We start from the raw sequence: 11112 nt of genomic DNA on the forward strand, positions 1-11112 counted from the left end.
GGACAAGGCAAGGGGCCATCTGCAGCTCGCAATCCATGAGGCGCGAGCACGCGATGTCTGATCCTGTAGCCAAGTCCACGCTCACCCATATCCAGCGGCTCGAAGCCGAGGCGATCCACATCATGCGCGAGGTCGTGGCCGAGGCGACCAATCCCGTGATGCTCTATTCGGTGGGCAAGGACAGCGCGGTGATGCTGCATCTGGCGCGCAAGGCCTTCTACCCAAGCCCGCCGCCGTTCCCGCTCCTCCACGTCGATACGACTTGGAAGTTCAAGGCAATGTACGAGCTGCGCGAGCGCATGGCCAGGGAGAGCGGCATGGAGCTGCTCGTCTACCAGAACCCCGAAGCCGCGGAGCGCGGGATCAATCCGTTCGACCACGGCTCCCTCCACACCGACATGTGGAAGACTGAGGGGCTCAAGCAGGCGCTCGACAAATACGGCTTCGACGCCGCCTTTGGCGGTGCGCGGCGCGACGAGGAGAAGAGCCGGGCGAAAGAGCGCATCTTCAGTTTCCGCACCGCCAGCCACGGTTGGGACCCCAAGAACCAGCGCCCCGAGCTGTGGAACATCTACAACGCGCGCAAGAACAAGGGCGAGAGCATCCGCGTCTTCCCGATCTCGAACTGGACCGAGCTCGACATCTGGCAGTACATCCGCCTCAACGACGTGCCGATCGTGCCGCTCTACTTCGCGGCCCGGCGGCCGACGTTCGAGTGGGAAGGCGGCCTGTTCATGGCCGACGACCTGCCCCGGCTCGAGAAGGTGCTGGGCTACCGGCCCGAGATCACCGAGCGTTCGATCCGCTTCCGCACCCTTGGCTGCTTCCCGCTGACGGGCGCGGTCGAAAGCGAGGCGACCACGCTCGACGAAGTGATCCAGGAAACCCTGCTGACGACCACCAGCGAGCGGCAGGGCCGCGTGATCGACAAGGATGCCGGCGGCGCGGGCATGGAAGTGAAGAAGCAGCAGGGGTACTTCTGATGTCGGGCAGCGATGTGATCTACCAGACCGAGGCCCTGATCGCCGAGGACATCGAGGCCTACCTCGATCTGCACCAGCACAAGTCGATGCTGCGCTTCATTACCTGCGGCAGCGTGGATGACGGGAAATCGACGCTGATCGGGCGGTTGCTCTATGATTCGAAGATGATCTTCGAGGATCAGCTCGCAGCGCTCGAGACCGACAGCAGGAAGGTCGGCACGCAGGGGCAGGAGATCGATTTCGCGCTGCTCGTCGACGGACTCGCCGCCGAGCGCGAGCAGGGCATCACCATCGATGTCGCCTACCGCTTCTTCAGCACCGAGAAGCGCAAGTTCATCGTCGCCGATTGTCCGGGGCACGAGCAGTATACCCGCAACATGGTGACCGGCGCGAGCACGGCCGATCTCGCGGTGATCCTGATCGATGCGCGCAAGGGCGTGCTCACCCAGACGCGGCGTCACAGCTATCTCTGCCACCTCATCGGCATCCGCCACATCGTGCTGGCGGTGAACAAGATGGACCTGATCGCCTATGATCAGGCCAGGTACGATGCCATCGTGGCGGACTATTCGGCGTTTGCCGCCAGCATCGGGATCACGCGGTTCACCGCCATGCCGATCTCGGGCTTCAAGGGCGACAACATCACCGCGCCGAGCGAGAATACGCCGTGGTACACCGGCCCCACGCTGATGGGGCACCTCGAGACGGTGGACGTGAACACGGCAGCCGAGGCGGCCGGCCCATTCCGGATGCCGGTGCAGTGGGTGAACCGCCCGAATCTTGATTTCCGCGGTTTCTCGGGCCTGATCGCCAATGGCACGGTGAAACCGGGAGATGCTGTGCGGGTGTTGCCCTCGGGCAAGACCAGCACCGTGACGCGGATCGTCACGCTGGATGGCGATCTGGAGGAGGCGGTTGCGGGCCAGTCGGTCACGCTCTGCCTTGCCGACGAGATCGACTGCTCGCGCGGGGACGTCCTCTCCGCAGCCGATGCCCCGCCGCAGGTTGCCGACCAGTTCGAGGCAAGCCTCGTGTGGATGGCCGATGAGCCGCTTGTGCCCGGCCGCGCCTATTGGCTCAAACTGGCCAGCCAGACCGTTTCGGCGACCGTCTCGCCGCCCAAGTGCACGATCAACGTCAACACGATGGAGCGGCTCGCGGCCAAGACACTCGATCTCAATGCGATCGGCCTTGCCGAGATCACCACAGACCGCGCCATCGTGTTCGAACCCTATGCCGAGAGCCGCACGCTCGGCGGTTTCATCCTGATCGACAAGATCAGCAACGCGACCGTTGCCGCAGGGATGCTCAACTTCAGCCTGCGGCGGGCGCAGAACGTGCATTGGCAGGCGCTCGACGTGACGCGCGAGGCGCATGCGCGGTTGAAGGGCCAGGGACCGGCCGTGCTCTGGTTCACGGGCCTCTCGGGCTCGGGCAAGTCGACGATTGCCAACATGGTGGAGAAGAGGCTCCACGCGCTCGGCAAGCACACATTCCTGCTCGATGGCGACAATGTGCGCCATGGGCTCAACAAGGACCTCGGCTTCACCGAGGCCGACCGCATCGAGAACATCCGCCGCGTGGGCGAGGTGGCCAGGCTGATGACCGATGCCGGCCTCATCGTGCTGACCGCCTTCATCAGCCCGTTCCGCGCCGAACGCCAGATGGTGCGCGCCCTGCTGCCCGCGGGCGAGTTCTATGAGATCTTCGTCGATACGCCGCTGGAGGAAGCCGAGCGGCGTGACGTGAAGGGGCTCTACAAGAAGGCGCGGGCTGGCACGCTCAAGAACTTCACCGGGATCGACAGCCCCTACGAAGCGCCGGAAAACCCGGAGATCCGCGTGGACACCATGCGCGAAACCCCCGAAGAGGCGGCAGAGCGGATCGTGGCGCTGATCACTGGCGAGTGGATGCCGGTCATCTGAGATTGTGATCCGAGGTCGGGGTGGTGATGGACGATATCGAACTGGCGCGGCATCTGGCGGCGGGCGCGGCGGGAATCCTTCTGGATCTGCGCGCGGCGGGCACGCATGAGGGCAAGGCGCTTGGCGCCGAAGGCGATGCGCGCGCGAATGGCTGGCTTATGGCCGAAGTGGCCGCGCATCGGCCGGATGACGGGGTCCTTTCGGAAGAAACCCAGGACACGCCCGAGCGACTTGCCAAGTCGCGCGTGTGGATCATCGATCCGCTCGACGGAACGCGCGAGTATGGCGAGGGTCGCAGCGATTGGGCGGTTCATGTCGGGCTGGCGGTGGACGGCGTGGCCACGCTGGGTGCCGTGGCCCTGCCGGGTCTGGGCCTCGTGCTCGACAGCGGCGCGCCGCAGCCCTTGCCGCAGATGGCAGCGATCCCGCGCCTCCTCGTCAGCCGCACCCGGCCCGCGCATGAAGCGGTCGAGGTGGCAAAGGTGCTGGGCGGCGAACTGGTCCCTATGGGCTCGGCGGGCGCCAAGGCGATGGCGGTCGTGCGCGGCGAGGCGGAAATCTACCTCCACTCGGGCGGCCAGTACGAATGGGACAATTGCGCGCCGGTGGCCGTGGCCGCAGCAGCCGGCCTTCATGTCTCGCGCATCGATGGCGCGCCGCTCGTCTACAACAACCGCGATACGTACCTGCCGGATCTGCTCATCTGCCGCCGCGAATGGGCAAGCCAGGTCCTTGGTGCGGTGGCGGCAATCGAGGCTTGACCGGCTGCGGCTTTGCAGACACGGGTGAGAGAAGATGATCGACCCCCGCCAATTCCGTGACGTGCTTGGAGCCTACCCGACCGGGGTCTGCGTGATCACTGCGCTGGCCGATACCGGCGAGCGCTTTGGTCTCGTCGTCGGCTCGTTCACCTCGATCTCGCTCGACCCGCCGCTCGTGGGCTTCTTTCCCGACAAGCGCTCCGGCACCTGGCCGAAGATCGCGGAGACCGGACGGTTCTGCGTGAATGTGCTCGGTGCCGACCAGCTGGCCTTGTGCCGCCGGTTTGCCGCGCGGGCAGAGGACAAGTTTGGCGAACTGGCCCATGGGCATAGCCCCGCCGGCCTGCCGGTGCTCGATAAGGCCATTGCCTGGATCGACTGCACCATCGAACGCGTGACCGAGGTGGGCGACCACTGGCTGGTGGTCGGCGCGGTGGAAGCGCTGGGCAAAGATGGCGAGGGCACCCCGCTGCTGTTCTTTCGCGGGCAGTATCACGATCTGGCGTTGCTGGCCGACTGAGGTCCCGCGCGCCCTGCGTCTTTCTACCGATCAGTAGAAAAATTTGATATCCGGGCGCCAGTTTGATCTGGGTCAAGGAGCGCGCCGTCCACCGTTGCCAGAAAGATGGGGCGCGGAAGGACTGACTGTCATTCCCCCTTCCGCCGATTTCTCCCCGACTTCGGGCGGCCAGCACCCCTGGCCGCCCTCTTTTCGTGATGTTTTTTAGGTAGCTAGACGGATGCATGATTGCCGCAGACCTATCCGGGTGGTAGAACCGGATCGGATGAGCGCCTGTGACACTTGCATAGTCCGCAATCGGGCGATTTGTGCCGGTCTCGAACACCCCGAGATAACGGCTCTCAGTACCATGGGGCGCCGCCGCACCGTTTCCGCCGGTGAACCGCTGATCTGGGAAGACGACGATTCGCTTCTCGTCGCCAACGTGATTGAAGGCGTTCTCAAGCTCACCACCAGCACGGCAGACGGCCGCGAGCAGATCGTGGGTGTGGCCTATCCTTCCGATTTCATCGGCCGTCCTTTCGGCCAGACGAGCGCGGCCAGCGTTGTCGCGCTCACCGACGCGCGCGTCTGCGTCTTCGCGCGCAACGATTTCGACCGCTTTGCCCGTGAACACCCCGAACTAGAGCACAAACTGCTCGAGCGCACACTGGCCGAGCTTGACCGCACGCGGGCGTGGATGATGCTGCTGGGCCGCAAGAGCGCGCCGGAAAAGATCGCGACCTTCCTGCTCGATATGTCCGAGCGGCTGGCGGACAACGGTTGTATGGCCCACACCGGCCCGGCACGGCAGTTCACGCTGCCGTTCTCGCGCCAGCAGGTGGCGGATCTGCTTGGTCTCACGATCGAGACCGTCAGCCGCCAGTTCACCAAACTCAAGGCCGATGGGGTCGTCGCATTGCCGAGCCGCCGCGATGTCGAGATCCTCGACCGCGCCGCGCTGGAAATGCTTGCAGGCTGAATCTGGCGATGGGGTCCGTGCTGCGATGGGGCGCGGGCCTGGTTGCGCTGTTCACGGCTGGCCAGGCGGCCCATGCCGAGGACGCGGAAGGCTTTCACCTTTCCGGCAGTCTGCGCGTTCGCGCCGAGACGATCGACGGCCAGCCGCGCGTCGGTTTCGGCGATACCGACAGCCTGATCGGCACTCGGCTGCGCGTGCTTGCCGAATATCGCACGAAGCCGGTGCAACTGGTGGCCGAGCTGTTCGACAGCCGGGTGTGGGGCGAGGACGCCAATACGCCCCTGACCACGGGCGAGATCAACACGGCCGAGCTCGCGCAACTCCACGCCGTGGTCGATTTCGGCGCGGCACTCGGCAAGGGCAGCAAGCTGACGGTGCTGGCAGGGCGCACCATGCTCAACCTGGGATCGCGCCGGCTGATCGCTTCGGATGATTATCGCAACACGACCCAGGGCTATACCGGCGTGAAGGCCGATCTGGCGCTGCCGGGGCGCGTGACGTTCATGGCCATGTACATGCTGCCGCAAGTGCGCCTGCCCGACGACCGGCCAGGGCTCGTCAGCCAGCGGATCGTGTGGGATCGTGAAAGTTTTGCCCAGGTTCTGTGGGGCGGCATGGCGGGCAAGACCTTTGGCGCAGGGCGCGGGGTGACGGTGGAGGCGAGCGCCTACCACTTCGGCGAGCATGACACGCCGGGGCGGCCAACCCGCGACCGGTCGCTCAACACGCTCGGCCTGCGCGCGCTGGTGCCACCCGCGCCGGGACGGTGGGACGGCGAGGCCGAAGTCATGGGCCAGTTCGGCCAGACCGCGACCACGCTTGCCGTCGGAGCGCCGCTGGTGCCGGTAGGCGCTTCGTTCGTGCATCTGCGGCTGGGCTATTCGTTTCGCGGTGCGTGGAAGCCGCATCTCGCGTTCGATTTCGACCGGGCGAGCGGCGATGGGCCTGGCAACCGCACCTACGGCCGGTTCGACACCCTGTTCGGCCAGCGCCGCGCCGATTTCGCGCCGGCGGGGCTTTATACCGCGATCAACCGGGGCAACCTCATTGCCCCCGGGGTGAAGCTGGAGGCGGCACCCAGCCCCCGGTTCGATGGGTTCGTCTACTATCGCCCGATGTGGCTGGCGGAAGCTGCCGATGCCTTCGCGACAACGGGCGTGCGTGATCCCTCGGGCCGGTCCGGCCGCTTTGCAGGGCACCAGATCGACGCGGATGTGCGCTGGTGGGCCCTGCCGAAAAAGCTCCGGCTGGAACTGTGCACGACATTCCTTGCCAAGGGCCGCTTCCTGCGCAGCGCGCCCAATTCGCCGGGTGGGCATGTGACCAAATACATCTCCGCGAATGCTTCGGTGTTCTTTTAGCCAGTGCGCATGCAACGGCGGCGGAAGCGGGCCCCGCGCCCTGCTTTCCGCCGCCGGCCTCCCGGGGGAGGATCGCTCTGAGTGATGCCGTATCAGAACCGGTAGGAGACGCCCGCGCTGAGGATCCAGGCGTTGATCTTGTGGCGCGTGGTCAGCGCCTCCACCCCGCCGGCGGTGGTGAAGTGGGCGGTGGTGTTCACCCAGTACTTCTTCGCATCGAGGCTGAGGCCGTAGCCTGACTTGCCCAGCGCGATGTCGACACCGCCCTGGACCGCCGCGCCCACTTCATTGGAAAGGCGCACACGCGCCGCGCCGAGCCCGGCGGCAGCGGCGCCGGGGCGTTCACCCAGCCAGAGATAGAGCGCCGGGCCCGCGCCGATATAGGGCTTGATGCCACCGGCCAGCGGCAGATGGTACTTCAGGGTCAAGGTGGCCGGGATCAGCACCGCGTGATCGACGATTGCCGCACCGGCGAGCGGACCCGCGCCCGTCACATGGTGCGAGCTGGTGCAGCAGATCGTCTCCGCCGAGATGTTCGGCGTGAAGAAATACTCGACCGCGAGGGTCGGCACGCCGTTGTTATTGGCCTTGGTCTGCGATCCTGCAGGCAGGCCGATCAGGTCCTTGTCGACGCGGCTGATCTTGCCATCGGGCAGGACGGCGGAGCCGAGCACCTTGATCTGCCATTTGCCTTCGGTGGAACCGGCATGGGCGGGGGCTGCGACAAGCGCGGCGGAGGCGAGCGTCGCACCGATGGCGGCCAGATGGAATGTCTTCATGAGCAGGGCTCCCACGCTGCGCGGGTCCTGCCCCATGCAGGACTGCCAAGCCTCGCAGCACGAGGGTGCAATGGCCCGGCGGCGTCCTGCCAACATTGACGAAGCGCAATTTGCGAAGAGAAAAAATAACCGGAAAGGCGAATGAATTCAGATGATGCGCAATTGCCGGTGGCAAATTGACACCGGTCAATGTTGCAAAGGCGAACGCGGGGCAGGGACGGTCGAGGACTTGATCCCATCATCCACATGGAAGGGTGCTTCCCATGGACTCCGTACTCCCGCGCAGTGGCCTCTGGCTTGGCGCGTTGTTCTTCGCGGTGATCGCTACCGCACTGGCGGCCGACACCGGCTTTGCCGTCCACATGATGATCTGCGGCCTTGCCGCGTTCATCGGTCTTGTCGTCACGGTGCGGGGCTGGGATCCCGCGGCCACGATTCGCCCGGTCGATACAGGACGTTACGATGACGACCTGATCCGCCTGGGCGTGATTGCCACGGTGTTCTGGGGCATGGCAGGGTTCCTCGCGGGGCTTTACATCGCGCTGGAGATGGCCTGGCCGCAGATGAACCTGGGGCTGCAATGGATCAATTTCGGGCGGCTTCGGCCCTTGCACACATCGGCGGTGATCTTCGCATTCGGCGGCAACGCGCTGATCGCGACCTCGTTCTACGTGGTCCAGCGCACCTGCCGCACGCGGCTTGCCTTCCCCGGCCTCGCCACGTTCGTGTTCTGGGGCTACCAGCTTTTCATCGTGCTGGCGGCGACCGGCTACTTGATGGGGATCACCCAGGGCAAGGAGTACGCTGAACCGGAATGGTACGTTGACTTGTGGCTCACGGTGGTGTGGGTCGCCTATCTCGCGGTTTTCGTCGGCACGCTGCTGAAGCGCTCGGAACCGCACATCTACGTGGCCAACTGGTTCTACCTCGCCTTCATCCTGACGGTGGCGATGCTTCACCTCGTCAACAACATCAACGTGCCGGTCTCGTGGTTCGGATCGCGCAGCTATCCGCTGTTCGGCGGTGTGCAGGGCGCGCTGGTCGAGTGGTGGTACGGCCACAATGCGGTGGGTTTCTTCCTCACCGCCGGCTTCCTCGCGATGATGTACTATTTCGTGCCCAAGCAGGCCGAACGCCCGGTCTATTCCTACCGGCTGTCGATCATCCACTTCTGGGCGCTGATCTTTCTCTACATCTGGGCGGGTCCGCACCACCTCCACTACACCGCGCTGCCCGATTGGGCGCAGACGCTGGGCATGGTCTTCTCGGTCATGCTGTGGATGCCGAGCTGGGGCGGGATGATCAACGGCCTGATGACGCTGAACGGCGCCTGGGACAAGATCCGCACCGATCCGATCCTGCGCATGATGGTCCTCGCGCTCGCCTTCTACGGCATGAGCACCTTCGAGGGCCCGATGATGAGCATCAAGTCGGTCAACTCGCTCTCGCACTACACCGACTGGACCATCGGCCACGTGCATTCGGGCGCGCTGGGCTGGAACGGGATGATCACGTTCAGCTGCCTCTACTACATGACGCCGCGCCTGTGGGGCCGCACCCGGCTCTACAGCCTGCGCATGGTGAACTGGCACTTCTGGCTCGCGACGCTGGGGATCGTTTTCTACACCGCCGCGATGTGGGTGGCGGGGATCACCCAAGGGTTGATGTGGCGCGAATACGGGCCCGACGGCTACCTCGTGAACTCCTTCGCCGATACCGTCGCCGCGCTCCACCCGATGTATGCGCTGCGTGTCCTTGGCGGGCTGCTCTACCTCTCGGGCGCGGCGGTGATGGCCACCAACATCACCCGCACGATCCTCGGCCACTACCGACAGGAAGAACCGCTGCACTCGGCCGCGTTCGATCCGGCGCGCGACGTGCCGCTCGCCCCCGCAGCTGCCATCTGACCCGGCCGATCAGGAGATATCGACATGGCTACTTTCATGGAACGCCACCGGAAGCTGGAGCGCAACGTCACCTTGCTGGCGGTGCTGGCTTTCGCGGCGGTGACTGTCGGCGGGATCGTCGAGATCGCCCCGCTGTTCTGGATCGATAACACGATCGAGAAAGTGCAGGGGATGCGTCCCTACACTCCGCTCGAGCAGGCCGGGCGCGACATCTACGTCCGCGAGGGCTGCTACGTCTGCCACAGCCAGATGATCCGCCCCTTCCGCGACGAGGTGGAGCGCTACGGCCACTACAGCCTCGCCGCGGAATCGATGTACGACCATCCTTTCCAGTGGGGATCGAAGCGCACCGGGCCCGATCTGGCGCGCGTGGGCGGCAAGTATTCGGATGAGTGGCACGTCCAGCATCTGACCGACCCGCGCTCCGTTGTGCCGGAATCGATCATGCCGACCTACGGCTTTCTCAAGGAGCAGCCGCTCGATCAGGGCGACATGTCGGCCGCGCTGCAGACGCTGGAACGGGTCGGCGTGCCCTATACCAAGGACGAGATCGCCGCTGCCAACGAGGACATGAAGGCGCAGGCCGATCCAGATGCCGATCACGCCGCCTTCCTCAAGCACTACCCAGGTGCCACCGCGCGGGATTTCGATGGCGATCCGAAACGCCTGACCGAGATGGATGCGCTTGTCGCCTATCTCCAGGTACTCGGCACGATGGTCGATGTGAATGCGCCGGCGGCGCAGGAACACCTGGCGAAGGAGAAGGGCCGGTGATCCGCTTTTTCCAGCTCTCCACCCATTCGACATACGACCTGCTGCGGCATCTCGCCGACAGCTGGGGCCTGATGATCATGGCGCTGGTTTTCCTCGCGCTGTGCCTCTGGCCGTTCCGCCCCGGCGGGCGCGCGATGAGCCGCGATGCGGCCCTCTCGATCTTCGAGGATGACAGCGATGACGCATGACAGCTCACACCATGGTAAGGTGATCGATCACGCGACCGGCACGGCCAAGGTCGGCCACGAATGGGACGGGATCGAGGAACTCGATACGCCGCTGCCGCGCTGGTGGCTGTGGACCTTCTACGCGAGCATCGCCTTCGCACTGGTCTATGTCGTGCTCTATCCGGCGATCCCGATGCTGCATTCGGCGAGCACCGGAACGCTGGGCTGGACGAGCCGCGGCGCGCTGGCGGGCGATCTCGCGCACGAGAAGGCCGAGCATCAGGCCGTCCGCAATGCCATCGCCGCAACGCCGATCGAGGCGCTGGCCGCCAATCCCTCGCTTCAGCGTGCGGCGATCGAAGGCGGGCGCGCGGCGTTCAAGGTGAACTGCGTCCAGTGCCACGGCGCGGGCGCGGCGGGCGCGAAAGGCTATCCCAACCTCAACGATGACGACTGGCTGTGGGGCGGCGACCTCGATACCATCCAGCAGACGCTGATCAATGGCATCCGCTATCCGGGCAACGACCAGACCCGCAGCAGCCTGATGCCGAGCTTCGGGCGCGACGGGATCCTGACGGCGGCCCAAGTGCAGGACGTGGTGAGCCACGTCCGGGTGATCAGCAAGCAGGACCCGGCCAGCGCTGCCTCGGCACGCGGGGCGGTGCTCTTTGCCAACAACTGTGCTGTCTGCCACGGTGCCAATGGCGAGGGCAACCGCAGCGTCGGCGCGCCCAGGCTCTCCGACAAGATCTGGCTCTATGGCGGGGACCGCGCGGCGCTGACCAACACCGTCACCAATGCCCATGCCGGCGTGATGCCGGCCTGGACCGGGCGGCTCGATCCGGTGACGATCAAGATGCTCGCTGTCTACGTCCACTCGCTGGGCGGTGGCGAGGCGGCTCCGGCTCCGGCTCCGGCAGCACCCGCAACCCCTGCAGCGGGCGCAGCGCAGTAACCCCCATGAACATGATGGA

The 11112-nt window shown here is 65.5% G+C and carries 11 protein-coding genes; 10 read left to right on the forward strand and 1 reads right to left on the reverse strand.

All coding sequences use genetic code 11. The annotated features are described in order from the left end of the window. Nucleotides 1–53 precede the first annotated feature (53 nt). The 6 genes from cysD to AQZ52_RS16940 all read left to right on the forward strand — a co-directional run bounded on the left by cysD (nt 54) and on the right by AQZ52_RS16940 (nt 6511). The gene (gene cysD / locus AQZ52_RS16915; protein ID WP_067914179.1) at nt 54–983 is read left to right on the forward strand and encodes a sulfate adenylyltransferase subunit CysD; all 930 of its coding nucleotides are present in this window, start codon (nt 54–56) and stop codon (nt 981–983) included. Then, nucleotides 983–2908 (forward strand): sulfate adenylyltransferase subunit CysN, encoded by a 1926-nt coding sequence (gene cysN / locus AQZ52_RS16920; protein ID WP_067913684.1) that lies wholly within the window; start codon nt 983–985, stop codon nt 2906–2908. The genes cysD and cysN overlap by 1 nt, the downstream gene beginning before the upstream one ends. A gap of 26 nt (nt 2909–2934) precedes the next feature. Beyond that, the gene (locus AQZ52_RS16925) at nt 2935–3669 is read left to right on the forward strand and encodes a 3'(2'),5'-bisphosphate nucleotidase CysQ (RefSeq protein WP_067913687.1); all 735 of its coding nucleotides are present in this window, start codon (nt 2935–2937) and stop codon (nt 3667–3669) included. A 34-nt stretch (nt 3670–3703) separates the two neighbouring features. Continuing rightward, nucleotides 3704–4189 carry a flavin reductase family protein gene (locus tag AQZ52_RS16930; protein WP_067913689.1) on the forward strand — a complete coding sequence of 162 codons (486 nt, stop codon included), beginning with the start codon at nt 3704–3706 and terminating at the stop codon, nt 4187–4189. 265 nt (nt 4190–4454) lie between these two features. Further along, a complete protein-coding gene (locus tag AQZ52_RS16935; protein ID WP_067913692.1) occupies nt 4455–5150 on the forward strand; it encodes a Crp/Fnr family transcriptional regulator in 696 nt (231 codons plus the stop codon). Between the two features lie 17 nt (nt 5151–5167). Further along, the gene (locus AQZ52_RS16940) at nt 5168–6511 is read left to right on the forward strand and encodes an alginate export family protein (RefSeq protein ID WP_240481731.1); all 1344 of its coding nucleotides are present in this window, start codon (nt 5168–5170) and stop codon (nt 6509–6511) included. 92 nt (nt 6512–6603) lie between these two features. On the opposite strand, the gene AQZ52_RS16945 is transcribed toward AQZ52_RS16940, so the two are convergent. Next, nucleotides 6604–7290: an OmpW/AlkL family protein gene (locus AQZ52_RS16945; protein ID WP_067914181.1), complete on the reverse strand. Its 687-nt coding sequence runs from the start codon at nt 7288–7290 to the stop codon at nt 6604–6606. 263 nt (nt 7291–7553) lie between these two features. On the opposite strand from AQZ52_RS16945, the gene ccoN reads away from it, so the two are divergent. The 4 genes from ccoN to ccoP are packed head-to-tail and all read left to right on the forward strand — an operon-like array spanning nt 7554 to nt 11093. Continuing rightward, a complete protein-coding gene (gene ccoN, locus AQZ52_RS16950; protein WP_067913699.1) occupies nt 7554–9197 on the forward strand; it encodes a cytochrome-c oxidase, cbb3-type subunit I in 1644 nt (547 codons plus the stop codon). Between the two features lie 24 nt (nt 9198–9221). Continuing rightward, nucleotides 9222–9971, forward strand: coding sequence for a cytochrome-c oxidase, cbb3-type subunit II (gene ccoO, locus AQZ52_RS16955; RefSeq protein ID WP_067913701.1), 750 nt, complete (start codon nt 9222–9224; stop codon nt 9969–9971). Continuing rightward, a complete protein-coding gene (locus AQZ52_RS18645) occupies nt 9968–10159 on the forward strand; it encodes a cbb3-type cytochrome c oxidase subunit 3 (RefSeq protein WP_067913705.1) in 192 nt (63 codons plus the stop codon). Before ccoO ends, AQZ52_RS18645 begins: the two co-directional genes overlap by 4 nt. Further along, nucleotides 10149–11093 carry a cytochrome-c oxidase, cbb3-type subunit III gene (ccoP, locus tag AQZ52_RS16965; RefSeq protein ID WP_067913708.1) on the forward strand — a complete coding sequence of 315 codons (945 nt, stop codon included), beginning with the start codon at nt 10149–10151 and terminating at the stop codon, nt 11091–11093. The genes AQZ52_RS18645 and ccoP overlap by 11 nt, the downstream gene beginning before the upstream one ends. Nucleotides 11094–11112 lie beyond the last annotated feature (19 nt).

This window comes from Novosphingobium fuchskuhlense (assembly GCF_001519075.1).
GTDB lineage: Bacteria > Pseudomonadota > Alphaproteobacteria > Sphingomonadales > Sphingomonadaceae > Novosphingobium > Novosphingobium fuchskuhlense.